Source organism: Pseudomonas sp. MDV22-iso1, assembly GCF_058145095.1.
Genome location: NZ_JBYVMF010000002.1, coordinates 13,205 through 39,815 on the forward strand (window position 1 = coordinate 13,205; position 26,611 = coordinate 39,815).

21 protein-coding genes are annotated in these 26,611 nt (G+C 59.9%); 12 read left to right on the forward strand and 9 right to left on the reverse strand.

Going from position 1 to position 26,611, the window contains the following annotated elements; translation table 11 throughout:
- Position 1 precedes the first annotated feature (1 nt).
- Genes AC3ZVB_RS02435 through AC3ZVB_RS02465 form a run of 7 tightly spaced genes read right to left on the reverse strand, consistent with a single transcriptional unit; the run spans position 2 to position 7,877 of the window.
- Positions 2 to 1,132 carry a glycosyltransferase family 4 protein gene (locus tag AC3ZVB_RS02435; RefSeq protein ID WP_194690851.1) on the reverse strand — a complete coding sequence of 377 codons (1,131 nt, stop codon included), beginning with the start codon at positions 1,130 to 1,132 and terminating at the stop codon, positions 2 to 4.
- Complete coding sequence (locus AC3ZVB_RS02440; protein WP_490145693.1) at positions 1,116 to 2,492, reverse strand: glycosyltransferase family 4 protein; 1,377 nt, start codon at positions 2,490 to 2,492, stop codon at positions 1,116 to 1,118. Before AC3ZVB_RS02440 ends, AC3ZVB_RS02435 begins: the two co-directional genes overlap by 17 nt.
- On the reverse strand, positions 2,489 to 3,751 hold the full coding sequence (locus tag AC3ZVB_RS02445; protein WP_162437624.1) for an ABC transporter ATP-binding protein: 1,263 nt from the start codon (positions 3,749 to 3,751) through the stop codon (positions 2,489 to 2,491). The genes AC3ZVB_RS02440 and AC3ZVB_RS02445 overlap by 4 nt, the downstream gene beginning before the upstream one ends.
- On the reverse strand, positions 3,751 to 4,548 hold the full coding sequence (locus AC3ZVB_RS02450; protein WP_162437625.1) for an ABC transporter permease: 798 nt from the start codon (positions 4,546 to 4,548) through the stop codon (positions 3,751 to 3,753). Before AC3ZVB_RS02450 ends, AC3ZVB_RS02445 begins: the two co-directional genes overlap by 1 nt.
- Positions 4,549 to 5,991 (reverse strand): mannose-1-phosphate guanylyltransferase/mannose-6-phosphate isomerase, encoded by a 1,443-nt coding sequence (locus AC3ZVB_RS02455; protein ID WP_490145694.1) that lies wholly within the window; start codon positions 5,989 to 5,991, stop codon positions 4,549 to 4,551.
- Positions 5,992 to 5,994: 3 nt separating this feature from the next.
- Complete coding sequence (gene gmd / locus AC3ZVB_RS02460) at positions 5,995 to 6,966, reverse strand: GDP-mannose 4,6-dehydratase (RefSeq protein ID WP_162437627.1); 972 nt, start codon at positions 6,964 to 6,966, stop codon at positions 5,995 to 5,997.
- Positions 6,963 to 7,877, reverse strand: a complete 915-nt coding sequence (locus AC3ZVB_RS02465) for a GDP-mannose 4,6-dehydratase (RefSeq protein WP_490145695.1) — start codon at positions 7,875 to 7,877, stop codon at positions 6,963 to 6,965. The genes gmd and AC3ZVB_RS02465 overlap by 4 nt, the downstream gene beginning before the upstream one ends.
- A gap of 427 nt (positions 7,878 to 8,304) precedes the next feature.
- Between AC3ZVB_RS02465 and AC3ZVB_RS02470 the strand changes: the two genes are divergently transcribed.
- The 7 genes from AC3ZVB_RS02470 (at position 8,305) to AC3ZVB_RS02500 (ending at position 17,637) form a co-directional block, all read left to right on the forward strand.
- Positions 8,305 to 9,921, forward strand: coding sequence for a glycosyltransferase (locus AC3ZVB_RS02470; protein WP_490145860.1), 1,617 nt, complete (start codon positions 8,305 to 8,307; stop codon positions 9,919 to 9,921).
- Positions 9,915 to 11,219 (forward strand): glycosyltransferase, encoded by a 1,305-nt coding sequence (locus AC3ZVB_RS02475; protein WP_490145696.1) that lies wholly within the window; start codon positions 9,915 to 9,917, stop codon positions 11,217 to 11,219. The genes AC3ZVB_RS02470 and AC3ZVB_RS02475 overlap by 7 nt, the downstream gene beginning before the upstream one ends.
- Entirely contained in the window at positions 11,216 to 12,106 is an 891-nt protein-coding gene (locus AC3ZVB_RS02480) for a class I SAM-dependent methyltransferase (RefSeq protein WP_490145697.1), read from the forward strand. The genes AC3ZVB_RS02475 and AC3ZVB_RS02480 overlap by 4 nt, the downstream gene beginning before the upstream one ends.
- Positions 12,103 to 13,260 carry an acyltransferase family protein gene (locus AC3ZVB_RS02485; protein WP_490145698.1) on the forward strand — a complete coding sequence of 386 codons (1,158 nt, stop codon included), beginning with the start codon at positions 12,103 to 12,105 and terminating at the stop codon, positions 13,258 to 13,260. The genes AC3ZVB_RS02480 and AC3ZVB_RS02485 overlap by 4 nt, the downstream gene beginning before the upstream one ends.
- A complete protein-coding gene (locus tag AC3ZVB_RS02490) occupies positions 13,254 to 14,102 on the forward strand; it encodes a class I SAM-dependent methyltransferase (RefSeq protein ID WP_162437632.1) in 849 nt (282 codons plus the stop codon). Before AC3ZVB_RS02485 ends, AC3ZVB_RS02490 begins: the two co-directional genes overlap by 7 nt.
- A gap of 180 nt (positions 14,103 to 14,282) precedes the next feature.
- Entirely contained in the window at positions 14,283 to 15,479 is a 1,197-nt protein-coding gene (locus AC3ZVB_RS02495; RefSeq protein ID WP_490145699.1) for a DUF3142 domain-containing protein, read from the forward strand.
- A complete protein-coding gene (locus AC3ZVB_RS02500) occupies positions 15,466 to 17,637 on the forward strand; it encodes a hypothetical protein (RefSeq protein ID WP_490145700.1) in 2,172 nt (723 codons plus the stop codon). The genes AC3ZVB_RS02495 and AC3ZVB_RS02500 overlap by 14 nt, the downstream gene beginning before the upstream one ends.
- Here AC3ZVB_RS02500 and AC3ZVB_RS02505 read toward each other — a convergent pair whose 3' ends face one another.
- Positions 17,638 to 18,267, reverse strand: coding sequence for a LysE family translocator (locus tag AC3ZVB_RS02505; protein WP_490145701.1), 630 nt, complete (start codon positions 18,265 to 18,267; stop codon positions 17,638 to 17,640).
- A 143-nt stretch (positions 18,268 to 18,410) separates the two neighbouring features.
- Between AC3ZVB_RS02505 and AC3ZVB_RS02510 the strand changes: the two genes are divergently transcribed.
- Positions 18,411 to 18,884: an Lrp/AsnC family transcriptional regulator gene (locus AC3ZVB_RS02510; protein ID WP_162437636.1), complete on the forward strand. Its 474-nt coding sequence runs from the start codon at positions 18,411 to 18,413 to the stop codon at positions 18,882 to 18,884.
- A 114-nt stretch (positions 18,885 to 18,998) separates the two neighbouring features.
- Here the strand turns inward: AC3ZVB_RS02510 and lpdA are convergent, their stop codons facing one another.
- Entirely contained in the window at positions 18,999 to 20,399 is a 1,401-nt protein-coding gene (gene lpdA / locus AC3ZVB_RS02515) for a dihydrolipoyl dehydrogenase (RefSeq protein WP_490145702.1), read from the reverse strand.
- 213 nt (positions 20,400 to 20,612) lie between these two features.
- Here lpdA and hflK (AC3ZVB_RS02520) point away from each other — a divergent pair, with 213 nt between their 5' ends.
- Genes hflK (AC3ZVB_RS02520) through AC3ZVB_RS02535 form a run of 4 tightly spaced genes read left to right on the forward strand, consistent with a single transcriptional unit; the run spans position 20,613 to position 26,585 of the window.
- The gene (gene hflK, locus AC3ZVB_RS02520) at positions 20,613 to 22,580 is read left to right on the forward strand and encodes a protease modulator HflK (RefSeq protein ID WP_490145703.1); all 1,968 of its coding nucleotides are present in this window, start codon (positions 20,613 to 20,615) and stop codon (positions 22,578 to 22,580) included.
- Positions 22,577 to 23,614, forward strand: a complete 1,038-nt coding sequence (hflC, locus tag AC3ZVB_RS02525; protein WP_162437639.1) for a protease modulator HflC — start codon at positions 22,577 to 22,579, stop codon at positions 23,612 to 23,614. Before hflK (AC3ZVB_RS02520) ends, hflC begins: the two co-directional genes overlap by 4 nt.
- Complete coding sequence (hflK, locus tag AC3ZVB_RS02530) at positions 23,611 to 24,669, forward strand: protease modulator HflK (protein WP_490145704.1); 1,059 nt, start codon at positions 23,611 to 23,613, stop codon at positions 24,667 to 24,669. Before hflC ends, hflK (AC3ZVB_RS02530) begins: the two co-directional genes overlap by 4 nt.
- On the forward strand, positions 24,666 to 26,585 hold the full coding sequence (locus tag AC3ZVB_RS02535) for a cation-translocating P-type ATPase (protein ID WP_490145705.1): 1,920 nt from the start codon (positions 24,666 to 24,668) through the stop codon (positions 26,583 to 26,585). Before hflK (AC3ZVB_RS02530) ends, AC3ZVB_RS02535 begins: the two co-directional genes overlap by 4 nt.
- Positions 26,586 to 26,611: the final 26 nt, after the last annotated feature.

Below are 26,611 nucleotides of genomic sequence, written 5' to 3' on the forward strand. Positions count from 1 at the left end.
ATCAGTCTCCCATAGCCTGGCGGTAAGCGCGGGCCGTGACCTTCGCGCAACGCTCCCAGGAAAAAAGCTTAGCTCTTTGCAAACCCGCCTCGCGACAGGCTTGCCAATGCGCCGGGTCATCGATCAACCGGGTCATGGCATCGCGCAAGGTGTCCGGGTCGTCCGGTTCTATGTAATTGCCGGCGTCTGCGGCGACTTCCGGCATCGCCGAATGGCGCGTCAGAATCACCGGAGTGCCGCTGGCCATGGCTTCCAGCACCGGCAGGCCGAACCCTTCGTACAGGGAAGGGAAGACCAATGCCCGGGCGCCGGCCAACAGCTGTGCCAGATCCTCATCGGGCAAGTAGCCGAGCAAGCACACCTGGCCTGCGGCGAGGGACGCACGCAGCTCGTCATTGAATTGATCGCGCTGCCAGCCGGCCATTCCGGCGATCAGCAACGGGAAACGCTGGCGTACGGTTTCCGGAAGTCGGGCGTGGGCGCGCAGGGCCAGTGTCAGGTTCTTGCGAGGCTCCAGCGTACCAACGCACAGAAAGTATTCCCGCGCCTCGACGCCATGGGCCTTGAGTACTTGATTGATGGCCTCGGGCGCTCTTGGCCGAAACCGTGCCGACACGCCCAGCGGTGCGACCACAAAGCGTTCTGCCGGCAGTCCGAAACAGGCTTGCGCCTCGTCGGCGACGTACTGCGAGTCCGTCAGAATCAGCCTGGCCCGCTGTACGCCATCGGTCAGCCGTCGTTCGATTTCTCGAAGACGTGCCGGTGGCTGGGTGTCGGGATAATGCAGGTGCGTCAGGTCATGCAGCGTGATGACCGTCGGACCATTGAACGCCAGCGGCCAGAGGCTCGGCTCGTGATACAGGTCGATGCCCTGGGTTTGGTTCTGGTCGAAACGCCTTTGTTCCAGCCAGCGTCGCGCCTGGTATGCCCCAGGAATTTGTCGCAGCAGCGGCGTCAGGCGCGAGTAACCCGGCATCGCCGCATCGGGCAACACTGAACTCCAGCCCCAGCCATGAAACAGCGCCAGTTCGACATCCGGCTCATGGGCGAGGGCGCTCACCAGCTCGGCGACGTAATGGCCGATGCCGGTGCGCGGGGCCTGCAGGATGCGGGCGTTAAGGGCAATTCGCATGCTGGCTCTCAAGCACTTTCGCTTCGGTGTGCAGGTTACGTTCGATGCGCTCGACCAGTTGTGCACTCGCTTCACGCCAGCTCAGCCACCGCCAGTTTTCAAGGCTGAGGGCCGCAGGAAACTCGCCGCTGCGCTCCATGCCGGTCACCAGGTCCGCGAGGCTTTGCGGGTCGGCGAGATCGAAGTACGCCATGTAGTCGCCGCCGATCTCGCGAAACACCGGAATGTCGCTGGCCATGGCTGGCAGACCTCGTTGCATGGCCTCCACCAGCGGCAACCCGAAGCCTTCGACGTAGGACGGGAACACCAGCGACGTCGCGTGGGAATAGGCGTGCTCCAGGCTCTTGTCCGACAGCCCGTTGAACATGAACAAGCGGCGGTTCAATTCGGGATGCTGGCGAATGCGATCGACCAGGGCCTCGCACTTCCAGCCAATCTTCCCGACGATGCATAACCGTGCCTTGGACCCTGCGGCCCAGGCACGCTCGAACGCGTCCAGCAGGTAGGCATGATTTTTACGCGGCTCGATGGTGCTGACCATCAGGAACACCGGCTCGCGTGTCTTGAACATGTCCAGCAAGCCTTGATCGACGGCCGAGTGGGCGTCGCTCAGGTCGAGTTCGGAGCCGAGGTGGAAGTAATCAAACCAGCGTTGCTCGACCTGCGCCGTGCCGACCCGGCGGACCATTTCCTGGCGCACCTGATCGCGGATGGTGGTGGAGATCGCGACATAGCCATCGGCGGTGCGGGCGATCCAGTCAAACCATTCGTTGAACACTTTCACCAGCCCGGCATCGCAAAACTGCGGGTGGGTCAGGGGAATCAGGTCGTAGATTACTGAAACGATGCCGACCCCGTCGCGCTTGAGCTGCTCGGCCAAGGGAAAGAAATTGGCGTGCCAGGACGAATCCAGCAGCACCAGCTGATCACCGGCACGGTGCTGCAACGGCACGCAGCGCTCAGGGATTTTTTGGCCTCTGAGCGCCCGGTTGAGAAGACGTATCGGCAGGCTCAAGCACGCAAATGCGGCGAGGCGGCAACCCACATAAAGCACCCGACGGGCAAGACGCGATTCACTGAAGGGGCGACGTCTTTCGAGGGTGCGGTGGCGCAGCCAGAACAGATTGGCCATCTGCTCGAGCTTCACCCGCAGCGCCATCAAGTCCATCTTCGGCGACTTCAACGGCGCCAGGCTTTTTACCTCGAACAGCGAGCCATTGATCATCACGACCGGGATGCACTCGCGCCGGGCGTCTGCCGCTGGCAATTGCTGAATCACATTGCGCACGACCCGCTGAATGCCCGAGTTGGCATCAGGGTGTTCAAAGACGTAGGTGCACTCCACCAACAGTCGGGTCATTGCAGCACCTCTGAATCACTTTCGATGACCTTGTCGCTGGAGCGGGTGACGCTGGTCTGCGCTTCCAGCCACGAGCAACCGACGAAGTCTTCCTGGCGATTGTTGATCACGTGGAACACCAGTCCGTAGTCGCGCCATTCAAAATTGCGGTCCAGGTGCGAGTCCAGTCGCGACAGGCTCAAGGCCACCGAGTAATTACCCTTGCCCAGGCGCATGTCGAAGGCAAAACGGTAGGTCACACGCTCGCCCGCTTTCAGGTCGGTGAGCGCCTTGTCCACACGATGGGTATTGATGCCGTACATGGGTTGGCCGAGGCGGTCCTTGATCATGAAGCCGAGGATCAGCCGCTCGATGTCCTGGCGGACTTCGACCTGCACCTCCAGCACCATCGCGTGTCCGACTTCCGCCACTTCCACCGAGCGGCCCTGCGGGTCGAGCAGGCGCACGCTGAGGATGCCGGCTTCACCCGTGCCTGAAATGGTTTGCACCTGCCCGTTGGCGAGCATCTCCTGACGCACCGTCTGACCCTCGCGCTGGGCCAGCATGGCGTTGTAATAGTCCATCACTTCTTCGGGCTTGCCGCGCATGGCCATGCGGCCGTTTTCCAGGAGGATGGCGGTGTCGCAGATCGACTGGATCGCCGAGCGGTCGTGGGACACGATCAGCAACGTGGTGCCGGCCTTGCGGAAGTTACGGATGCGATCGAAGCTTTTGTGCTGGAAGTAGGCGTCGCCCACGGACAGCGCCTCGTCGACGATCAGGATGTCGGGACGCCGTGCCGTGGCCACGCTAAAGGCGAGGCGCATCTGCATGCCGCTGGAGTAGGTGCGAACCTGATGGTCCATGGCTTCGCCGATTTCGGCGAAGCTTTCGATTTCCGGCATCAGCGCTTCGATTTCTTCCACCTGCATGCCGAGCAACTGGCCGGCCATGAAGGTGTTCTGGCGCCCGGTGAAGTCTGGGTGAAAACCCATACCCAGCTCCAGCAGCGCTGCGACTCGACCCTTCAACTGGATCTCCCCGCAGGTCGGTTGGGTGGTGCCGGTGATCATCTTCAGCAAGGTACTTTTGCCCGCGCCGTTAACGCCAACGATGCCCACCGCCTCGCCGGGCTGGATCTCGAAATCGACGCCCTGCAGGACCCAGTGCAAGTGATGGCGGGTGCGGGAAAACGGCACCATCCATTCAAACAACCGGCTCCAGCGATTCGGGTATTGCTTGTAGGCCTTGCCCAGGCCACTGACGCGTATATGTCCCATCAGAGCTCATCCACCATTTCACCAACACGCTGGCGGAAAAGCCGCAGCCCCATCACACAGAACAACAGCCCGATGACCAGCAGCGGGATCAGCGAGTTCCAGTTTGGCCATTGGTTGTAGAGGAACAGGTTCTGATAGCTGTTCATCAGGGCCGTCATCGGGTTCAACCCGATCAAGCGCTGGATGCCCGGTGGCAGGATCGACAATGGATAAACGATCGGTGTCAGCCAGAACCAGAACTGCAGGCAGATGCCGAAGAACTGCCCGACATCGCGGAAGAACACGTTGAGCACACCCAGAATCATCCCCAGTCCCGCAGCGAACATCACCTGCAGAATCAGCAGTGGCACCAGCGCCAGCAACGCCATGCCGGGCAGGCGTCCGCTGATCAGCAGAAAGCCGAGAAACAGACCCAGGATGATCGCGAAATTGATCCCGGCATTCATCAACACGATCACCGGCAGGCAGATGCGCGGGAAGCTGATTTTCTTCAGCAGGTTGGCGTTTTCCAGAAACATGCTCTGGCTGCGCGTGGTGATCTCGGCGAACAGGCCCCAGGTCAGCAGGCCGGCGCACAGGTAGACGCTGTAGGCCAATCCGTCATCCACACCCGGCAACCGGGCGCGCATGATGGTGGAAAAGATCACCGTGTAGACCACGATCATCGACAGCGGGTTGAGCACGGTCCACAAGGCGCCGAACAGGGAGTTGCGATACCGCGCCTGAAACTCTCTTTTGACGCTGCCGAGGATAAATCCCCGGTAACTCCACAACGATTGGTAAAGATTACGCAGCATTCATACCGTCCGGCCGTATTGATCTTCGAAGCGGACGATGTCGTCCTCTCCCAGGTATTCGCCGCTTTGCACTTCGATGATCACCAGGTCGATCACGCCAGGGTTTTCCAGGCGATGCTTGTGACCCGCGGCAATAAACGTCGATTCGTTCTTGGCCACCAGGTGGGTGCCGGTGCCGTTGTTGGTGACCTTGGCCATGCCTTCGACCACCACCCAGTGTTCATTGCGGTGATGGTGCATTTGCAATGACAGCTTGGCGCCAGGCTTGACCACGATCCGCTTGATCTTGAAGCGCGGGCCTTCCTCGAGCACGGTGTAAGTGCCCCATGGCCGGCTGACCGTACGGTGCAGCCGATAGGCTTCGTGCTTTTTATCCTTGAGCTGCTTGGCCACCCGGCGCACATCCTGGGCACGGTCGGCGTGGGCGACCAGAACCGCGTCGGCGGTGTCGATGATGATCAGGTTTTCCACACCCACCGCGGCAACCAACCGGTCTTCGCTCTGGACAAAGTTGTTGTGGCTGTCGATGAAAATGGCTTCGCCGGCGGCGCGGTTATTTTGCGCATCAGCCGGTACCAGCGCGGCGACGGCGCCCCAGGAGCCAATGTCGCTCCAGTCGAAACGGGCGGGCACCACGACCACTTTCTCGGAGCGCTCCATCAACGCGTAGTCGATGGAAATGTCCATGATTTCGGCGAACAGCGTGGGCGACAGTTCCTGTTGCAGGCTTGAGCTGGTTTCCACCGGCACGCTGGCGGCCATGCAGGTTTTTGTCTGTTCCAGCAGCGCGGGGGCGTGGATCTCGAGTTCAGCAAGCAGGGTGGCGACCGAGAAGCAGAACATCCCGGAGTTCCACAGGAAGTTGCCGCTTTCCAGATAATGCGTTGCGGTTTGCAGGTCCGGTTTCTCGACGAAGCGCTGCACGGTGGCCGCGCCTTTTTCGTCCAGTGTCGTACCGGTCTCGATGTAGCCAAAACCGGTTTCCGGAGCGGTCGGCACCACGCCAAACGTCACCAGATGCCCGGAGCTGGCCAGCGCCACGGCATGTTCGACGGCGAGCTTGAAGGCTTCTTCGTCGACGATCAGGTGGTCGGCGGGCATGACCAGCATGATCGCTTCGTCACCGTGCAGCGCCTGCAGGGAGAGGGCGGCCGCGGCGATGGCCGGGGCAGTGTTGCGGCCTGTGGGTTCGAGCAGAAAGTGCCCGCGATGCCGGCCGAGTTGCGCATCCTGATAGTGATCCTTGGTCTGGAAGTAATAGTCGCGGTTGGTCACCGTGACGATATCGCCCCAGCCGTCGAGCAGGCTGGCTGCGCGCCGATAGGTCTTGCCCAGCAAGGATTGGCCGTCGGGCAGTGTCATGAAGGGCTTGGGATGGCCCTCACGAGAGACTGGCCACAGCCGGGTACCTGCACCGCCGGAAAGAATCACGGGTATCAGCATGGCCTACTCCTTGGCGACGCGTTTCATGTCCGCATCCATCATCATGCGGATCAAGGTATCCAGGTCGGTTTTTGGTTTCCAGCCCAGCACACGCTGCGCTTTGGCGGGATTACCAAGCAGTACTTCGACTTCGGCCGGGCGGAAGAACGCCGGGTCGATTTTCACGAAGTCACGGTAGTTCAAGTCGACGTGTTCGAAAGCGATCCGACACATTTCACGCACGGTCGTGGTCACGCCGGTGGCGACCACGAAGTCATCGGGCTTGTCCTGCTGCAGCATCAGCCACATGGCTTCGACGTAATCGCCGGCAAAACCCCAGTCGCGCTTGGCGTCGATGTTGCCCAGGCTCAGTTCGTGCTGCTTGCCCTGCTTGATGCGGGCGGCGGCATCGGTGACCTTGCGGGTGACGAACTCGATGCCGCGCAGTGGCGACTCGTGGTTGAACAGGATGCCGCTGCTGGCGTGCAGGTTGAAGCTCTCGCGGTAGTTCACCGTGATCCAGTGGCCGTACAGCTTGGCAACGCCGTAAGGACTGCGAGGGTAGAACGGTGTGTTTTCGTCCTGCCGTTCTGCCTGGATCAGGCCGAACATTTCGCTGGTGGAGGCTTGATAGAAACGTGTGTGCGGGCTGAACTGGCGGATCGCTTCGAGCAGGTGGGTGACACCCAAACCATCGACGATGCCGGTGGTGACGGGTTGATCCCAGGAGGCGGCAACAAAGCTCTGCGCTGCCAGGTTGTACACCTCGTCCGGGGCCGACTTGATAACCGCGCGCTGCACCGAACAGGCATCGGCCATGTCACCGTCCAGGTAAACGATATCGGCCTCGACCCCCATCTCACGCAAACGCCAGCGCGAATCGCTGCTGCGACGCGCTACCAGGCCATGGACTTTATATCCTTTGTCCAGCAGCAGTTTGGCCAGATAAGCGCCGTCCTGGCCGGTGATCCCTGTGATCAGTGCACTTTTTGTCATTCTTGTCTTACCCGTTTCTCCCAGTCGGACAGGATCGCCCGCAGGGTTTGTTGTGTTGTGATTTCAGGTGTCCAGCCTGTGGTCTGGACGAGCCTGGCAGGGCTGCCGCACACCCGACGCTGATCCGCGCGGCGTAGTCGTGCAGGGTCTTGAATCAGTTGAATGTCGACCTGGGCAAGGTCGCCCAGTTGTTCGATCAAGCTGCGGATGCTTTGCTCACGGCCCGAGCAAATGTTGTAGACCTGCCCCGGAGTGCCTTTCTCCAGCAGCGCCAGGTAGGCCGACACCACATCGCCCACGTCGAGAAAATCGCGGGTGACGTCGATGTCGCCGACTTCCAGTTGCGGGGCTTGCAGGCCTTGCTTGATCCGGCTGATCTGGCGCGCGGCGCTGGCAATGACGAAGCTGTCTTTCTGGCCTGTCCCGATGTGGTTGAACGGGCGGGCGACCAGTACCGGCCAGCCTTCACTCAAGCCCCATTGCAGGCTCAGGAATTCCGCCGACAGTTTGCTCACGGCATAAGGGTTGCGCGGGCAGGGCGGTTGCAGTTCGGTGATGGGCAGTTGGTTTTCGCTGACCTGGCCATAGACATCACCGGAGCTGACGTACAGAAACGTGCCGGTGAAGCCTCGGGCCTTGAGGGCCTGGAGCAGGTTGAGCGTGCCCAGCAGGTTGATGTTCAGCGTGCGTGCAGGATCACGAAACGCTTCGGGAACGAAGGTCTGTCCAGCGAGGTGAATAACCGCATCGGGCATTTGCGGCCACAAGCCTTCGAGGCTTGCCGGCTCGCTGAGATCGTATCGGCAAGGGACAGACAGAAGCTCCCAATCCGAGGTATTCGCCAGCAGACGCGATTGGATGTGTTGTCCTACGAATCCAGTCAGACCCGTAACGAACAGACGCTTTTTCAAACAGCAGCCCCTTGGTCATACATTTCGGCCATTCCCCATTGGCTATACGGAGATGTCTGAAGGACCGTGTGGCTTCCTTGGTCCAAAGACAGGCGAAATGATTTGTTGTAGTTGTTTGGTAGCCAATCTGTGCCAATTGCGCGGCAATTTCAACAAGTCCATCCGTGACCGGTCAGTTCTCGTTAGCGTAGCCCTGTTTATTCTCGCCGGGCGGTTCACGAATCCTCAACGGATGTGTTTAGAATGCCCCTCGCCATGATTATCCAGAGCTCGGTTACGCCACTCTGAAACGGCGAGAAACTGACCACTAAAACAAGAACGAAGGCGGGCATGAAGACGATGGACGAGGACAGCAACGCTGTCCCGATCCGTGGCTTCACCGTCATAGCGTGAGGTTGCCGGGATGGCGATTTCACCGTGGGATGCCATGAATTTCATTCTTTACTCCGACGTCAACGACAGCTCCATCAGCCAGAGTCTCGGCCGGCCGGAATACAGTTACTACTTTGTGCTCAAGGCCTATCGACCGCTGTTCGAAAGCCTGGGGCAGGTTCATGTCGTCTCGTCGCCCGCGGACGTCGATCCGCTGTTCCGGCAGCTGCAACAGACCGGTCAGGACAGCCTGTTCATTTCGTTCTCTCCACCGCACAAGACCCCCACCAATCTGCAATGCCCGATGGTGTGCGTGGTCGCCTGGGAGTTCGACAGCATACCCGCCGAGTACTGGGACAACGATCCACGCCACGACTGGAGCCAGACGTTGGCGCGGCTGGGCCGGGTAATCACCTTGTCCACCCACACCGCCGAAGCCATCCGCCGAACATTGGGTGAAGACTTTCCGGTGCTGGTCTTACCCACGCCGTTGTGGGAACGCTTTGCCGATATCCGTCAGCAGTATCCGGGTACGCCGATCAATCCTGGCACCACGTTGCAAATCAAGGGCTGTATCCTCGATAGCCATTCAATGGGCTTGTCCGCCGATGGCCTGATTGCACCGGTTGTCGACGTGCCGCTACCGGAAATCGTAGAACCAGAAGTTGAGCCTCCGGCACCGCCCCCACTCACCGTTCGGCGCCGTCTGTTCATCACCCGGCACTACATGCGTGAAGCCTACCGGGCGCTGTCGGCCGAGAGTGAGCACTCGGTGCCGTACCTGCTCAAACACAACCTGCTGATGTGGTACCGCGAAGCTGTACGTGATCTGGTCCCGGACGCTGTGCGTCCATTTCTGGCCAGGCTCCGGAGGTCGCCACCACCGCAGGCACTTGATCCGGAACCGGTGGAAGCACCGATCATCGAAGTGCTCGAAACGCCGGAACAGACGTTGCCCCCTGCCAGTGAAACGGTCGAGATCGAAGTCAGTGGCGTCGTCTATGTCAGCGTGTTCAACCCGGATGATGGCCGCAAGAACTGGCACCACCTGATCACTGCATTTTGCTGGGCGTTGCGTGATGCGCAAGACGCCACGCTTGTGTTGAAGATGACCCACAACGACCTGTCGACCTATTACGTCGAACTCATGACTTTGCTTTCGCGGCTGTCCCCGTTTGCCTGCCGTGTGGTGGTCATGCACGGGTATCTGCAGGACGAGGAATTTGCCCGGCTCTATGGCGCGGCGAGTTTCTACGTCAACGCTTCACGCTGCGAAGGCCTGTGCCTGCCATTGATGGAATTCATGTCCTGCGCCCGACCAGTAATCGCGCCAGACCACACGGCAATGCGCGATTACATCGACGACCGCGTGGCCTTCGTCGTCAAGTCCAGCCAGGAACCCACGATCTGGCCGGAAGATGCACGCATCCTCTATCGCACCTTGCGCCATCGCCCGGACTGGGGCTCATTGAAAGCCGCTTACGAGGACAGCTACGCCATGGCCAAACATCGGCCAGAGGCTTGGCACGCCATGGCTGAAGCCGCCAATGAGCGCATGCGCGAGTACTGTAGTTTCGCTCCCGTGCAGCAGCGTCTGGCGCAATTTTTCGGCAAGTCGCCTGTCAGCGAAATCACCCCAGCGGTTGTCGAAGCGGGGACTGCATCATGCTGATCATCATTCATTCGCAAACCAACAAGAGCAATATCCAGCAGAACCTGGGACGGCCCGAGTACAGCTATTACTTCGTCCTCAAGGAGTTTCGGCCGGTACTGGAGCGACTGGGGCAAGTGATCGAAGTCAGCGACCCGGACGAACTGGTTGACCGGTTGTATTTCGATTGCCAGAGCAGGGGCGAGGACTGCGTGTTCTTGTCTTTCTCTCCGCCGCACCTCACGCCGACTCACTACGCGTGCCCGACGATTCCCGTGTTCGCCTGGGAGTTCAGCACCATTCCCACCGAGAGCTGGCAAGGAGAACCCCGGCATGACTGGCGAGTGGTGTTGGCGTCCAGCGGCACGGCCATCACCCATTCAAGTTACACCGTGAACGCTGTCCGGAATGCGATGGGATCTGACTACCCGATCAGCGCCATTCCGGCGCCAGTCTGGGATCGCTTCGCTGCGCTGGGCGAACAACTGGAAAAGCGCCCGGTCGCGCAGGACATCCGTCTTAATCTGCGAGGGTTGCTGATCGACAGCCGCACCGCAGACGTTCGGCCTTACGGGCCTGAACGCTTGCGTGAGGGCACCCCCATCGTTTTTGACGGACCGCCGCTTGATCATGAGCTGCTGCTTGAGGGAGTGATCTACACCTCGGTGTTCAATCCGTATGACGGGCGCAAGAATTGGAAGGACATGATCAGCGCGTTCTGCACCACGTTCCGCGACGTGCCGGATGCAACCCTGGTTCTCAAGCTCACTCATCATGACATCGCCGACGCGCTGAACGACATGCTGCACCACGTCTATAAAAATCAGTCCTATCAGTGCCGCATCGTGCTGATCCATGGCTATCTGGCGGATGTCGATTACGAACGCCTGGTCGAGGCCACCAGCTATGTCGTCAATTGTTCCTACGGTGAAGGACAATGCCTGCCGCTGATGGAGTTCATGTCCTGCGGCAAACCGGCAATCGCCCCTCTGAACACGGCCATGGCCGACTATGTCGACAGCGAGAATGCGTTCATTGTCGACTCCACCGACGAGCTGACCGCCTGGCCCCACGATCCCCGAGTGGCTTATCGCACCTTGCGGTACGTCACTGACTGGGACTCGCTGTGCTCGGCCTATCGCGCCAGCTACGACGTCGCCAAACACGACGTCGAACGCTATGAAAGGATGTCGGCCCATGCGGTCCACAGGCTGAAGGGTTTTTGCAGTCAGGCCAGCGCCGAACTGCGTCTGAAGGTGTTTCTTGAACAGTTGCTGGAGCATCGCAAATCGCCTTCCTCGCACGTGTCCGGCGCATGATTCGGCGTCTGCTGGCAAAGTGGCGACCCGCGCCGCCGGCGCCGTTGCCCGTGGCAATTCCCGACAGTCCTGTGTCGCCTCGTGACGTCGGTTTGTACGATGCGATGCTCGATGGCTGGTTTCTCGGTGACAACGGCGAACTGCTCAAGGGCTTTGCCATTACCGCTGATGACACCTTGCTCGATGTTGGTTGCGGCGAAGGCGTGGCGACGTTGTTTGCAGTGCGCCAGGGCGCGTCGGTGATTTTCACCGACAGTGAACACGACAAGGTTCGTGACCTCGCCCGGCAAGTGGAAGCGCAATCGGACAAACCGAATCTGGGCCTCGTCAGTAACAGTTTGCCGTTGCCGCTGGCCGACGGTTGCGCGAGCAAAGTGGTGTGCATGGAAGTGCTTGAGCACATCGATCAGCCAGAACCTTTCATGGCGGAACTGGTGCGGATGGGCCGGCCCGGTGCGCTTTACTTGCTGAGCGTTCCGGCGCCGGTGGGTGAGCATCTGCAAAAGGGCATCGCTCCGGCCAGCTACTATCAGTCCCCCAACCATGTGCAGATTTTTACCCCCGAGCGGTTCGCTGCCCTGGTCGAAGAGGCCGGCCTGGTGATCGAGCACCGTCAAGCCACCGGGTTTTTCTGGGTCATGGGCATGATCTTTTTCTGGGCCAGTGAACGGGCCGCCGGACGTGATGTGGGTGGTGCCGTGCGTGACCGGATTCAGGCGCCGTATCCACCGCTGATGGAGAGCTGGGCGAAGACCTGGCAAGACCTCTTGGTTCAACCCAACGGGCTGGCCATCAAGCAGATGCTCGATGAGTTCATGCCCAAGAGTCAGGTGATCATCGCTCGCAAGCCACTGGCGACCGAGACTGCGTCCAGGAGGACGTCATGAGCAACGAAAAACGCATCATGGACATTGAGCTGCTGCGCGGTATTGCGGTGCTGGGCGTGTTGTTTCATCACTTGCAGGACAGTCTGTTTGCCGCCAGCGTACCGTTGCTGCAAGCCATCACCCTGTACGCCCAGCCTTGGTGGGGCGTCGATTTGTTTTTCGCTATTTCGGGCTTCGTCATCGCGCGCAGTCTGATACCGGCATTACAGGGTTGCAGCACCCGTCAGGAGTACTGGCAGCAGACGCGTAATTTCTGGTTGCGACGGGCGTTTCGCTTGTTGCCGTCGGCGTGGCTGTGGCTGGCGCTGATGTTGCTGGCGTGTATTTTTCTCAACCGCTCAGGCGCGTTCGGCACGCTGCACGCGAACCTGCAGGCGACGTTGGCGGGGGTGGCGCAGTACGCCAATTTCCGCTTCGCCGACAGCTTCTACCACTACGAATACGGCACCAGTTTCGTGTACTGGAGCCTGTCCCTGGAAGAGCAGTTCTACTTGCTGTTCCCGTTGTTGATTCTGGTGTGTCGCAAGCATCTGGTCTGGGCGTTGCTCGCCTTGGTCGCCGTGCAGTTGTTCACCTTGCGCACGCCGATATTGATGGTGGTCCGAACCGACGCTTTAGCCCTCGGCGTGCTGTTGGCGATGTGGAGTTCGCAGCCGTCATACCTGCGCTGGGAACCGGCATTTCTGCGTCGTCCGTGGGCCGGGTTATCGACGTTGATAGGGGTGTCGTTGGCGCTCAGTTTCATGGCCACCGACCGCTTCACTTTCACCAGTTGCCGCATCGGTGTGATTGCGCTGTTGTGTGCGCTGCTGGTGTGGATCGCTTCCTACAATCGCGATTACCTGATGCCTCGCGGGCTGTTCAAGAACCTGATGACGTGGGTCGGTAGCCGCTCTTACGGGATCTACCTGATCCACATTCCGGCTTACCTGCTGGTACGTGAAGTGATTTTCCGTTTGCAGGCCGCGAACCTGCCGAGCCCGGCGGGCCATCCTGTTTTGACATTGCTGATAGCGTTCGGCCTGATCGCGCTGTTGAGCGAACTCAACTATCGCTTCGTCGAAATGCCCATGCGTAACAGAGGCGCCTCGCTGGTGCAGCGCTTGAGCCTGTCCCGAACCGCCGTCCCTTCCTCTGGAGCTACCTCATGCTGAGCCTTTTGAAGAAACTCACGGCGGGTACGCCCGCTCCCGTGCCACCGGTTGTGGCACCCGTCGTGCCCGCACCGGAGAAGGTTGATCCATACATGCTCGGCTTGCATGACGCGATGCTCAGTGGCTGGTTCAATCAGGAAACCGGCGAACTGTTCACCGGTTTTCCGGTGACGCCCGAGGACACTTTGCTGGACGTTGGCTGCGGTGACGGCGGCAACGTGCACTTCTGCGCAATGCGCGGGGCGAAGATCATCATCGCCGACATCGACGCGTCCAAGGTCGAAGCAACGCGTCAGCGACTGAGTGATACACCGGCTCGGGGTGTTGAGTGCCATGTCACCGACTGCAACCCGCTGCCTATCGCCGACGAGACCGCCACGCGCGTCGTGTCGACTGAGGTCATCGAGCACGTTGACGACCCAGCGCAGTTTCTCGCTGAACTGGTGCGTGTTGGCAAACCCGGTGCGCTGTACCTGCTCAGCTGTCCGCACCCGAGTTCCGAAGACCTGCAGAAAGACATTGCGGCTCCTGAGTATTTCCAGAAGCCCAACCACATTCGCATCATCAGCGAAGAGCAGTTCAAAGCCATGGTGAGCGACGCTGGACTGGAGGTGATCAGCCACAGCCAATACGGGTTTTACTGGTCGATGTGGATGCTGTTGTTCTGGGAAGCCAAGGTTGATTTCAGCAACGCTGACCATCCGTTGCTCAATCACTGGGCCGATACCTGGCAGGCCATTCTTGCTTCGCCAAGGGGCGCGCAGATCAAACAGGCACTGGATGCCGTGGTCGCGAAAAGCCAGGTGATCATTGCGCGCAAGCCCTTGGGAGAAAACCTGTAGCCGCCTGCTCGTTATGAATAACTTGTAGCAGCTGCCGAAGGCTGCGTTCGCGTGCGCAGCCGTCGTCAATTTCAAGTATCGCGAGATCCCTTTAAACTGAGCATCAAGATTCGCGACTGCTGCGCAGTCGAACGCAGCCTTCGGCAGCTGCTACAGAATCACTTTTGCTCAAGGTGTTTTATGTTTTCCCGCGTGCGCCCATGGGCCATTTTCTTTTCGGTGCTGTTGCTCAATGGCTGTGAACAACCCGACGCACCGCCGCTCGATCAGCAACTCTATGTCTGGCAGCGCCAATGGACACCGGCGCACGAAATCGCGTTGCGCGACAGCCGCGCGGAATTTTCCACCCTACGCGTATTGGCATTGCAGGCATTCCCTCAAGCAGGCTGGAGCAGGGCGCGTATCGATCCTGGTTTGCTCAAGCGGGACGCGCGACCGCTGATTGCGGTTATTCGCCTCGATGGTCAACTCAAGTCCCTCGAACCGACCGAAATCACCGCGCAGATTCTGCAGTTGCTCAACGATTGGCAAGGGCAGGGGTTGACTGTCACTGGCGTGGAAATCGACCACGACGCAGGGAATGCTCGTCTGCCGGATTATCAGAAATTTCTCAGTGATTTGCGCAGTGCCTTGCCTCCCTCCTTGCCGCTTAGCATTACCGCGCTGCCAGCCTGGCTCGACAGCCCTGAGTTGCCGGCGCTCTTGGCGACCGTCGACAGCAGCGTGTTGCAAGTGCATGCGGTAAGTGATCCAAGACGTGGATTGTTCCACGTGGAACAGACCAAAAAATGGGTCGAGAAATGGAACCGTGTGACGTCGAAGCCGTTTTATCTTGCGCTTCCCGCCTATGGCGTTGCCTTGCTACCACAGACCATGGGCGCACCTGTTGTGGAAAGTGAAGTGACCCTCGAGCAGGTCGGGGAGCGCCGAGAGTTGATGGCTGACCCTCGACAGCTCAGCGAGCTCGCTCGTGATCTTCGTGACGATCCGCCGGCGCATCTGGCGGGCCTGATCTGGTTCCGATTGCCGCTGGCAAACGACCGCCGGGCCTGGAGCCTGACGACCTTGGGTGCTGTGGCTCGGGGTGAGGCGTTAGAACGTCGCCTGACGATCGAACTCTCAGCGCAAGAAGGTCTCAATGACATCAGCGTGCTCAACCAGGGCAATCTCGACGGAGCCTGGCCCTCGCGTGTAACGCTTGCCGTGAAAAACTGTGAAGGTGCCGATGCGCTGGCAGGTTATGCGTTGCAACAGACTCCGGATGTGCTGACCTTCACGCGCCTGAGCGAGGGTCGCATACTCGCCGGCGAACAACGCGCTATCGGTTGGGCTCGTTGCGCACGAATCGATCAAGGAGCTTCAAATGTTCACCCGTAACTGGCCCCGTCATCTCCTGTGCTTGAGCCTTGGCTTACCGCTGGGTTCAGCACTGGCCTGCGGGCCGGACTTTCCGATGCGCCTGCTCGACAATCGTGCCCAGACCTTGGCGGAGCTGCCGGAAGGTAATTTCCGCTTCGAGATCAGCCGCCTCGGGCATGCCATTGCCGGGCTCAAGAATGTCACCGTTGCCACCCGCACACCTGATGTCGGCTACGGCGATGGGGCGGACTATGTGGAGCAACGGAGCCAAGCCGAGCTGGCGGGTTTGACCGAAGACCAGCAGGCAATAGTGAAACAGCTTCGCGGGCTGACGGATGCACATCAGGTCGAAATGCAGGGTGCGAACTTACCGGCGGAACTCAGGTTGTATCTGGCAGGCGCTGCAGCGTTCAACGCCGGGAATTTCCCGCTCGCGACCGAATATTTCCATAAAGTGCTGGCGCTTCCAGCGGATCAGCGAGCCTTGCGAAGCACATGGGCCGCGTACTCCCTGGGCCGCGCGCTGTTCGCGATGGGCGCCGATACGGACGCGGCCTCAGAGTTTCTGTCTCAGGCTCGTGAGGCGTTTCAGCAAACCCGACAGTTAAGCATCGACGGCTTCATTGATCCTCTGGAACTGGGTGTCGCCAGTCTCGGCGAAGAAGCTCGTGTGGCGCGAACGGCGGGCGACTGGAACAGCGCCATCGAGCTCTATGCCACGCAGAATCTCCATGGATCGCCGGTGGGCTACAGCTCATTGAAACAGCTGACCGCCGAACTGGCCGCGATGTCTGAAGAACCGTTAGCGCAGTTGCTCACGGGAAAACCGGTGCAGCAACTGGTGACTGCGTCCTTGATCAGCCGTCTGGGCTGGTCATTTGGTGATCAGCCACCCAATGAACTGAAACTGATCAAACTGCTGCAAAACAGCACGCGAGGTAGCCTCGAGAACGCTGATCGGCTGGCGGCGGTCAATTATCAGCAAGGTGATTACGCCAGCGCCAAAGCGTTCCTCGAGCACGCAGGGGACGGAGGATTAGCATGGTGGCTACGGGCGAAACTGGCGCTGCGCGATGGGGATAAAGTCGCTGCCGCCGCAGCGTATGCAAAGGCGGCTCAGGCATTCCCGCAAACCGAATCCTGGGGGGATCGACGCACGCCGGAATTCGACTATGAAACATTGCAGCCGAAATGTCGGGTCGAGGGTGAAAGCGCGATTCTGGCCTTGCAGCGCGGTGATTACCTGCAGGCGTTCGATCAGCTGTATCACAGCGGGGATATTTACTGGCTCGATGCAGCCACCGTGGCTGAGCGCGTGTTGACCGTCGATGAACTCAAGCAGTACGTGGATACGAAAGTCCCGGTACCGAAAGCCTTCAGTCAGCAGGATCTTATTGACTATGCAATGACCGCTTCCGGTCAGGAGGACAGCGATGTCGCGCCTCTGTCGGTTTCTGCAAAGTTGCGTAACCTGCTGGGGCGCCGCTTGTTGCGGGAAGGGCGCTATGACGAAGCGCCCGTGTATTTTGACAGTATCGGGTTGTACGCCACGGCCAAGTGGTATGCAGAGGTGCGCAACGACGCCGAATCGAAGTGGTGGCCAACCAAGCGTGCCTTTGCTTATTTTCATGCCGCCCAACTCGCTCGTTACAACGGCATGGAGTTATTGGGCTACGAAATGTCCCCGGATTACGCGACCTTCGGCGGCAATTACAGCCTTGAAAATACCGAGCTGAACGTTGGCCCTCTGGTGGCTCAAGAGGAAGTGAACCGTCAGCAAGCCAGCGTCGCACAACCTGATAAGCGCTATCACTACCGCTACGTGGCCAATGCGCTGGCCAGTCGCGCCGCCGACAATCTGCCTCATACCAGCCAAGCCTTCGCAGCGGTACTGTGTGCGGCAACAGGATGGAATTCCGATCCGCAAGAAAAAACAGCCTTCTATCAACGTTACGTTAAAGAAGGACCCTATGTGCAATGGGCGGTGTTCTTCGGTGAAAGTTGCCCTTATCCAGATTTCGAGAAGGCCGACAGACGTTACGTGACTCAGGCGATAGACCCGATCCGCGCCACGCTTCGGCCTTATAAGAAGTGGCTGGAGATGGGTGGGGTCGTGGCGTTTACCGCGCTGGCCCTGGTGCTGATCAATCGCCGCAAACGCAAGGCGCGAGCTTGATCACGCTTGCTGAACAAAGGTGAGTCGCACCGCGAAGCCGATCAGCAAACTGCCGAACACCCATTGCTGCAAGCGTTGAGCCGAAGGACTGCGTTGCAACCATCGGCCCATCGCAGCGCCGACCAGCGCGTATGCGCTGTCGAACAACAAGCCGACACTGACCAGCATCACGCCGAGTACCGCGAACTGCGCAAGCACCGACTCGGCGTGAGGGTCGATGAATTGCGGCAACAATACCGAGCAAAACAACAGTGCCTTGGGGTTCAGCAGGTTAGTGAGCAACCCTCGCTGAATCGCCTCACGCCACCGCGTCTTTGCGGGTGCCGTAACGCTGCTGTCGAGGTTTGGCAGCAGGGTGGTTCGCAAGCATTGGATCCCCATCCACAAGAGATACGCAGCGCCCGCCAGCCGCACCACGTCAAACGTCCAGGGCGCTGTTTTGAACAGCACCGCCAGCCCCAACGCCGCCAGCGCCACATGGCAACCTCGGGCGATGCCCAAGCCTATAGCGGTCGCCAGCGCAGCAGATTTGCCCTGTCGCGCACCGGTTTGCAAAAGCAGAATCATGTCCGGTCCCGGTAGCAAAAACACAACCGCCAACGCCATGAAAAACAGCCAGAGTCCATCCATGTCGCACCCGTTCGTCGTCGATTTGGTAGTGACAGTCTAGGATGCAAGGGTGGGGCAGGTGGTTGCGATGATTGCTTCTAATGGAGTCAGTATTGGCATAATCTGCCACGTATTTCCGATCAAGCCATCGAGATCTGCCAAAAATGAAACTGGATGCCTACGACCGTAAAATTCTCGCAGCGCTGCAACGAGACGGCCGACTGAGTAACGTGCAACTGGCTGACGAAATCGGGTTGTCCGCATCGCCTTGTTTACGGCGCGTGCGGATGCTTGAAGAGGCGGGGGTGATTCGCGGTTACCAGGCCAATCTGGACCGTGACGAAGTCGGACTGGGCTTGACGGTGTTCGTCGGAGTCAAGGTTGAACGCCACAATGATGAACAGGCCGAAGCGTTTCGAGTGGCTGTAACGGCACTGCCCGAGGTGATCTCGGCGTTTCTTGTGTCGGGGGAATCGGATTTTCTGCTGCAAGTCGTGGTGCCGGATCTGCGCGGTTATGACCGGTTCCTGACGGGGAGCTTATTGAAATTGCCCGGCGTGAGTGACATTCGCAGCAACTTTGCGATTCACACCGTCAAGGCACCGGGCGGGTTGCCATTGGAGCATCTGCCGCTGTAGACCGAGTTGCTGCCATCGCGAGCAAGCAACTCTCAAATTGTCACAGCTCCATTGTAGGAGTGAGCCTGCTCGCGATGGCGACCGGACAGGCAACACAAATATTTCAGTGCGCCATCACATCTGCGTCGCCATCCCCTCCACATTCATCGCCGCCTGCCGCAACGCCTCAGAGCGCGTTGGGTGTGGATGACAGGTCAGGGCGATGTCCTCCGCCGACGCGCTGAACTCCATTGCCACGCAGTACTCGCCAATCATTTCACTGACACTCGGGCCGACCAGGTGCACGCCGAGAATTTCGTCGGTTCGCTCGTCAGCCAAGACTTTGGCAAAGCCTTCGGTTTCATGGTTGATCTTCGCCCGGCTGTTGGCAGTGAAGGGGAATTTGCCGACCTTGTAAGCACGGCCTTCAGCCTTCAATTGCTCTTCGGTTTTACCGACGCTCGCCAGCTCAGGCCGGGTGTAGATCACGTTAGGAATCAGGTTGTAATTGACTTCGCCAGCCTTGCCGACGATTTGCTCGACGCAGGCCATGGCTTCGTCTTCAGCCTTGTGCGCAAGCATCGGCCCGGAGGTCACGTCACCGATCACCCAAACCCCAGCGGCTTCCGTGCGGTGGCCCTTGTTCTCGAGCATGCCGCGTTTATCGGTGGCCAGGCCGACATTCTCCAGACCCAGGCCTTCAGTGAAGGGTCTGCGCCCAATGGACACCAACACATAGTCGGCTTCCAGCAACTCGGCAGTGCCACCCGCCGAGGGTTCAACGCTGAGTTGCACGCCGTTCGCCGAGGTGGTCGCGCTGACGACTTTCGAACTCAACTTGAAGCTGATGCCTTGTTTGCTCAACGAGCGTTGCAGTGTCTTTCCTGCCTCGGCATCCACACCGGGACAGATGCGGTCGAGGAATTCGATGACCGTCACCTGCGCACCCAGGCGACGCCAGACCGAACCCAGCTCAAGGCCAATCACGCCGGCGCCGATCACCACCAGGTGTTTCGGCACTTCGGCCAGTGACAGCGCACCTGTGGAATCAAGGATGCGTTGGTTGTCGATGGTGATGCCCGGCAGGGGGGTGGGCTCGGACCCGGTGGCAATGATGATGTCCTTGGCACTCAGTTCGGTTTTACCGCCGGCGCTGTCTGTCACCGTGACCTTGCCCGGTCCGTCGATATGCCCCCAGCCTTTGATCCAGTCGACTTTGTTCTTGCGAAAGAGAAACTCGATGCCCTTGGTCAGGCCCGTCACGCTTTCATCCTTCTGCTTCATCATCTGGGCAAGGTTGAGGACGGGTTTGACCTCGATACCCAGGTTGGCGAATTCCGATCCCATGGCCGCTTCGTAGAGTTCAGAGGCATGCAGTAGCGCCTTGGAGGGCATGCAGCCGACATTCAGGCAGGTACCGCCGAGTGTGGCGCGACCTTCAACACAGGCGGCTTTCAGGCCCAACTGGCCGGCGCGGATTGCTGCGTTATAGCCACCGGGGCCACCGCCGAGAATCACGACGTCATAAGTGCTCATGTTGTACTCCTGGCTAGAAAGGGATCGGGAAGGGTTAAAAGTAGTTGGGCGATAAAATTACGAACGTAATATGTGCGATGCCGCAGGTTTCGGTCAAGGCTTCAGCCAAGCGACAGCTTGCGCCGCTTTTGATAGAGCAATTAAGTACAAATATTTCACTACTTTCGTTATATCGTAACGAATTGAGCACCGTGCGAAACAATCTGAGGTGGTATGCAAGTCGATCTCGATTCAGAAGAGGTGGTAGTCGCGGGACTGCCGCGCTTTCAACAGGCAGTCTTCCAGGGGCGACGATTGCGTCAGTTGCTGATCGGTTTGGGCGCCATCGTGGCTGGCGGGTTGCTACTGGCCTTCTTCGTCAGGCTGTTTTCAGCGCAATCACCTTGGGCTGCCTTGCTGGTCAATCAGAGTGCCGGGTTGCTGGTGCTGATTGCCGGCCTGCAATCGGCCCGGTTCGTGACGCAATGGCGCGCGAGGGCGTTGAACCCGCCAGCAGGGGTGCCCGCCATCGTTACGGATGACGAGCCTGTGCCGTTGGGCTGGTATGAGCGCTTGTTGGACCGCATCAATGAACGATGGCTGCGCACACTGGTGCAGATCGGCCCACCGACACTGTGGCTTGGTGGGTGGGCTCTTCTGGTGCTGTTCAGCGTAAGCCAGGTCTGGAACCTGGCATTGCCGCCCATCGCCTTAGGCTTGGCGGCCCATGTTGGCGCGGCGCTGTCGTTGTTGCTGGCATTCGGGTTGTTGGTGTTCGAACGCCAACTCGCCCAGGAAAACACCGCACAGTGGCCTGAAGCCGGGGCGCTGGCGCAACTGACACGCGTCTCCATCATCTGTCTGGTGTTAAGCGCTCTGTGCCTGTTGTTTGCGGGTGAAACAGCAGTGTGGCCCGTGCGACTGGCGGTGTTGATCGGTTTGCTGCCAGGACTTGTTGCGATCGAGTTGCTGCTACGCGCGGTGCTGTCGCTGTTCAGTCCCCGCCGCGAGCAACTAGAACCAACGCTGCTGGCGCGAAGCTTTGTCGCCGAAATGCTGCGCTGGCCACCGCAACCGTTGCTGGCGCTGCAGCATGAATTGCATAACCGTTTTGGTATCGACTTGCGGCAAATCTGGGCCTTCACGTTCATGCGCCGGGCGTTTGTGCCGGTGGTGGTTTTCGTGTCGATTGTTGGCTGGGCACTGACGGGCATCCATGAAATACCGCTGCAAGGGCGCGGTATCTACGAACGTTTCGGCAAGCCGGTGGAGGTCTTTGGCCCTGGTTTACATGCCGGATTACCGTGGCCGTTGGGCCGGGTATTGGGCGTTGAAAATGGCGTGGTTCACGAGTTGGCCACCAGTGTCGGCGAGAACCCATTACCGGTTCTGGCCGACCCTGCGGAAGGCCCGGCCCCAACGACTGCCAATCGCTTGTGGGACGCCAGTCATGTGAACGATAAATCCCAAGTTATCGCCAGTAGCCGCGCGGACAAACAAAGCTTCCAGATCGTTAACATGGACGTGCGCTTTGTCTATCGCATCGGCCTGACTGATCAGGCGGCGCTGGCGGCGACTTATAACAGCGCTGACATACCCACATTGATTCGCAGCACGGCCAGCCGGATTCTGGTTCACGATTTTGCGTCGCGCACCCTGGATGGGTTACTCGGTGATGACAGGGTAGGGCTGGGCGAAGAGATCGGTCGGTCCGTGCAGGCAGACCTGAAGAAACTGGACAGTGGCGTCGAAATTCTCGCGACCGTGGTCGAGGCGATTCACCCGCCGGCGGGTGCAGCCAATGCTTATCACGGCGTGCAAGCTGCGCAGATCGGCGCGCAAGCATTGATCTCCCGAGAGCGCGGTGCGGCGGCGCAGGCTACCAATGAAGCGCAATTACAGGCCAGCATGGCGCGCGATCAGGCAACCGCCAGCGCCCGGGAAATCAACGCGACTGCTCAGGCTGCCGATCTGAAATTTTCCGCAGAACAAAAAGCCTTCGACAGTGCCGGTCAGGCCTTCGTGCTGGAGCAGTATTTAAGTCAGCTCTCACAAGGTCTCGCCAACGCCAGATTGTTGATCCTCGATCATCGTCTGGGCGGCGGCACTGGTAACGCACCCACCATCGACCTCCGTACCTTCACCTTGCCAGCTGACCCTGTGCCAGCACGCTCTACCGCTCAGCCAGGAGTTGCCCATTGAGCCAGTCGCATACTCACGATCACGATGACCACAGCGGCCATGAACACGGTCATGGCGGGCATCACCATGGACATCACCATCACCACGGTGCTCCCGAGGAAGCGGGTCCTTTCCCGTGGCGACGCATGGGCTGGGCGGCATTGCTGGTAGCGTTTGCCATCGCAGCGGCAAGTCTGGTGCAAGTGCGTTCCGGGGAAGCCACGGTGATCACGCGCTTCGGCAACCCGTCGCGAGTGCTCCTTGAACCGGGTCTTGGCTGGCGGTGGCCGGCACCGTTCGAAGCGGCGATTCCTGTCGATCTTCGACTGCGCACTACGTCGAGCGGGTTGCAGGATGTCGGCACCCGGGACGGTCTGCGGATCATCGTCCAGGCCTATGTCGCGTGGCAGGTGCAAGGTGATCCGGACAACGTCCAGCGCTTCATGCGCGCGGTGCAAAACCAGCCGGATGAAGCGGCCCGGCAGATTCGTACGTTTGTCGGCTCGGCGCTGGAAACCACAGCCAGCAGTTTCGACCTGGCTAATCTAGTGAACACCGACGCCAATCAGGTCCGTATCGCTGACTTCGAAACGCAACTGCGCAAACAAATTGATCAGCAGTTGCTGGCGACCTACGGGGTGCGTGTGCTGCAGGTGGGGATTGAACGCCTGACATTGCCCTCGGTGACGTTGACCGCGACGGTCGATCGAATGCGCGCCGAGCGAGAAACCATCGCCACCGAACGTACTGCGATCGGCAAGCGCGAAGCCGCACAAATACGCTCAGCCGCAGAACGTGATGCACGCATCGTCCAAGCGGATGCGACGGTGAAAGCCGCTGACATCGAAGCCCAGTCCCGGGTTGAAGCCGCGCAGATTTATGGTCGCGCTTACGCGGGTTCGCCGCAGCTCTACAATTTGCTCCGCTCTCTGGACACCTTGGGCACGATCGTCACGCCAGGAACCAAGTTGATTTTGCGAACGGATGCAGCGCCATTTCGCGTGTTGGTGGACGGTCCGCCGACGCTCGAAAACAAGACTGGGTTGCAGCCATGAACAGGGTTCCACGTGGAACAAATGAGTTGAGCAGCCCCTGGATTCAAGCGGGGCGATTGGCATTTCTGGGGTTGTACGTGGTGACGGTGTTAGCCGCGCTGGCGTGGGCATTCTCCAATGTGCGGCAGATTGATCCGCAGAACCGCGCGGTGGTTCTGCACTTTGGTGCGCTGGATCGAATTCAAAATGCGGGGTTGTTGCTCGCGTGGCCGCGACCGTTTGAACAAGTGATCCTGCTGCCAGCGGCGGACCGTGTTATCGAGCGTCGTGTAGAAAATCTCTTGCGCAGTGATGTCGCCCTGCAGGCTGATCGAGTGGCAAGTTTTGCGACGCCGATCAGCGATGCGCTAGCGGGCTCCGGTTACCTGCTGACCGGGGATGCGGGAGTGGTGCAACTGGATGTCCGGGTGTTCTACAAAGTCACCGACCCGTATGCCTTCGTCCTGCAAGGCGATCATGTACTGCCGGCACTCGATCGGTTGGTGACACGCAGCGCCGTCGCCCTCACGGCAGCTCGCGATCTGGACACCATTCTGGTCGCCCGTCCCGAATTGATCGGCGCCGACAATCAGGCGGCCGAACGCCGCGAACGGCTTCGGGGTGATCTGGTGCAAGGCATTAATCAGCGCTTGGCCGAACTGACAGCGACGGGGCAGGGCGTGGGTATTGAGGTGGCGCGCGTCGACGTTCAATCGAGCCTGCCGGGGCCAGCGGTCAACGCGTTCAACGCCGTTTTGACCGCGAGTCAGCAAGCCGACAAAGCGGTCGCCAACGCGCGCACCGAGGCCGAGAAACTCACCCAGACCGCCAATCAGCAAGCCGACCGTTCGCTGCAAGTGGCTCATGCCCAGGCGAGCGAACGATTGGCCAAAGCCTCGGCAGACACAGCGACCGTTTTGAGCCTGGCGAAGGCGCAGGAGGAGGGAACCGACCCGCAAATGCTGCTGCGCATTTACCGTGAACGAATGCCAACAATTCTCGGCCAGGCTGGATCTGTTACCACGGTCAACCCGAAAGACGATTCACGATTGATCATTCAGGGAGCAGCACAATGACTGCGCACACCGCCGCGGCACCGAGCATGTTGTCCTCGGCTGAACAACGCAGTGCCGCACGCCAACTGACCCTGGCGATGCTCGCTCTGGGTCTGCTGACGCTCGGCCTGGTCTGGCGCTGGTTGTCGCCCGAGCAGACAGGCGTCAGTCAGTTACTGCTGGGATTTGCTTCCGTGCTGGTGGCCATCCCGGTCATGCGTTCGGCCTGGTACAGCCTGCGATATCCCAGCTTGCACGGCATCACCGATCAACTGATTGCATTGGCGATGCTGGGCGCCTGGGCCACTGGCGATCTCCTGACCGCCGCCTTGCTGCCGATCATCATGATCTTCGGTCACGTACTGGAAGAGCGCAGTGTCATCGGTTCGCAGGAAGCCATTCATGCGCTGGGCCAACTGACGCGTAGTCATGCGCGCAAGGTCCAGGCGGATGGCAGCATCGTCGAAGTCGATAACGGCACGCTCAAAGCTGGCGACATTGTGGAGGTGCGAGCCGGTGATCGAGTGCCGGCCGATGGTCGTGTGCTGTCCGGTCAGGCGAGCCTCGACACGGCGTCAATTACAGGTGAGTCGGTACCGATGGAGGCCGGTGTCGGCATGCCGGTCTTTGGCGGCGCGATCAACCTCGATGGTCTGTTGCGCATCGAGGTGACCCGCACCGGCAATGAATCGACGTTGGGTAAAGTCATCGCGCTGATGCAAAGCGCCGAGCGTTCCAAGCCGCCGATTACCCGTTTGCTGGAACGCTACGCGGGCAGCTACATGGTGCTGGTGTTGTTACTGGCTGCCGTCACCTGGTTCATCACCAATGACGCGCAAGCGATGCTCGCGGTATTGGTGGCGGCTTGTCCTTGCGCGCTGGTGCTGTCAGCGCCGGCTACGGCAATCGCAGGCGTGGCGGTTGCGGCTCGACACGGCATCCTGATTCGCAGCTCTGCGTTTCTGGAAGAGCTGGCTGATCTGACATCGCTGGTGGTCGACAAGACCGGGACGCTGACCTTCGGCACCTTGCGCCTGCAATCCATCGACAGCCCGCTGGCGGATCGTAGTCAGGTGCTGAATCTGGCTGCCAGCCTTGGGGCCGCCAGCAGTCATCCGGTCAGCCGTGCGCTCGCTGGCCTGGTCGGCCAGGAGCATTTCCTGCTGCTCTCGGACATTCGTGAACGGCAGGGGCTTGGAGTGGTGGCAATGACCGAGGCGGGGGAAGCCGCGCTGGGTCGGCCAGAGTTGTTCGCTCAACTGGGTATTACCACCAGTGCCGTTCCTGAACACGACGGACCGATTGCCGGCCTGGCGCTCGATGGCGAATTCCTCGCGTGGTTGTTGCTGGCGGATACCGTCAAACCCGAGGCGCGTTTTGCCTTGAGCGAGTTGCGGGAGTTGGGTTTGGGTCGCCAGCTACTGCTGACGGGTGATCGCCAGAGTGTCGCGCACACCCTGGCTGAAGAGGTGGGCATCAAAGATGTCGAAGCGCAGGCGCTGCCTGAGGACAAGCTGAATCGTGTGCTGCAGGAAATCGGCAGCGGCTTCCGGCCGATGGTGGTCGGTGACGGGATCAACGATTCACTGGCGCTGAAGGCTGGCGTAGTCGGCGTGGCCATGGGCGCGGGTGGCGCTGACATTGCACTGGCATCAGCCGATATCGTGCTGATCGGCAGTGACCTGCGCAGGCTCGGAACCTGTGTGCGATTAAGCCGCCAATGTCGCCACACACTGCAGGTCAACGTGATCATTGGCCTGGGCTGGACCCTCGCGATTGTAGCCTTCGCGGCGTTTGGCTGGCTCGGCGCCGCAGGGGCGATGATTGCCGCTTTGCTGCATAACTTCAGTACGTTGCTGGTGCTGGGGAATGCCGGGCGTTTGTTGCGCTTCCAGGAGCCTCTGCTGAAAATGAAAGAGGACATGAGTGCTCAATGAACATTTTCAGAACTGCACGCCAACTT

Excerpts from the sequence above, each read along its gene's own strand:
- AC3ZVB_RS02435 (WP_194690851.1), bottom strand. The coding sequence starts at position 1,132 with ATGCGAATTGCCCTTAACGCCCGCATCCTGCAGGCCCCGCGCACCGGC.
- AC3ZVB_RS02440 (WP_490145693.1), bottom strand. The coding sequence starts at position 2,492 with ATGACCCGACTGTTGGTGGAGTGCACCTACGTCTTTGAACACCCTGAT.
- AC3ZVB_RS02445 (WP_162437624.1), bottom strand. The coding sequence starts at position 3,751 with ATGGGACATATACGCGTCAGTGGCCTGGGCAAGGCCTACAAGCAATAC.
- AC3ZVB_RS02450 (WP_162437625.1), bottom strand. The coding sequence starts at position 4,548 with ATGCTGCGTAATCTTTACCAATCGTTGTGGAGTTACCGGGGATTTATC.
- AC3ZVB_RS02455 (WP_490145694.1), bottom strand. The coding sequence starts at position 5,991 with ATGCTGATACCCGTGATTCTTTCCGGCGGTGCAGGTACCCGGCTGTGG.
- gmd (WP_162437627.1), bottom strand. The coding sequence starts at position 6,966 with ATGACAAAAAGTGCACTGATCACAGGGATCACCGGCCAGGACGGCGCT.
- AC3ZVB_RS02470 (WP_490145860.1), top strand. The coding sequence starts at position 8,305 with ATGAATTTCATTCTTTACTCCGACGTCAACGACAGCTCCATCAGCCAG.
- AC3ZVB_RS02475 (WP_490145696.1), top strand. The coding sequence starts at position 9,915 with ATGCTGATCATCATTCATTCGCAAACCAACAAGAGCAATATCCAGCAG.
- AC3ZVB_RS02480 (WP_490145697.1), top strand. The coding sequence starts at position 11,216 with ATGATTCGGCGTCTGCTGGCAAAGTGGCGACCCGCGCCGCCGGCGCCG.
- AC3ZVB_RS02485 (WP_490145698.1), top strand. The coding sequence starts at position 12,103 with ATGAGCAACGAAAAACGCATCATGGACATTGAGCTGCTGCGCGGTATT.
- AC3ZVB_RS02490 (WP_162437632.1), top strand. The coding sequence starts at position 13,254 with ATGCTGAGCCTTTTGAAGAAACTCACGGCGGGTACGCCCGCTCCCGTG.
- AC3ZVB_RS02495 (WP_490145699.1), top strand. The coding sequence starts at position 14,283 with ATGTTTTCCCGCGTGCGCCCATGGGCCATTTTCTTTTCGGTGCTGTTG.
- AC3ZVB_RS02500 (WP_490145700.1), top strand. The coding sequence starts at position 15,466 with ATGTTCACCCGTAACTGGCCCCGTCATCTCCTGTGCTTGAGCCTTGGC.
- AC3ZVB_RS02505 (WP_490145701.1), bottom strand. The coding sequence starts at position 18,267 with ATGGATGGACTCTGGCTGTTTTTCATGGCGTTGGCGGTTGTGTTTTTG.
- AC3ZVB_RS02510 (WP_162437636.1), top strand. The coding sequence starts at position 18,411 with ATGAAACTGGATGCCTACGACCGTAAAATTCTCGCAGCGCTGCAACGA.
- lpdA (WP_490145702.1), bottom strand. The coding sequence starts at position 20,399 with ATGAGCACTTATGACGTCGTGATTCTCGGCGGTGGCCCCGGTGGCTAT.
- hflK (WP_490145703.1), top strand. The coding sequence starts at position 20,613 with ATGCAAGTCGATCTCGATTCAGAAGAGGTGGTAGTCGCGGGACTGCCG.
- hflK (WP_490145704.1), top strand. The coding sequence starts at position 23,611 with ATGAACAGGGTTCCACGTGGAACAAATGAGTTGAGCAGCCCCTGGATT.
- AC3ZVB_RS02535 (WP_490145705.1), top strand. The coding sequence starts at position 24,666 with ATGACTGCGCACACCGCCGCGGCACCGAGCATGTTGTCCTCGGCTGAA.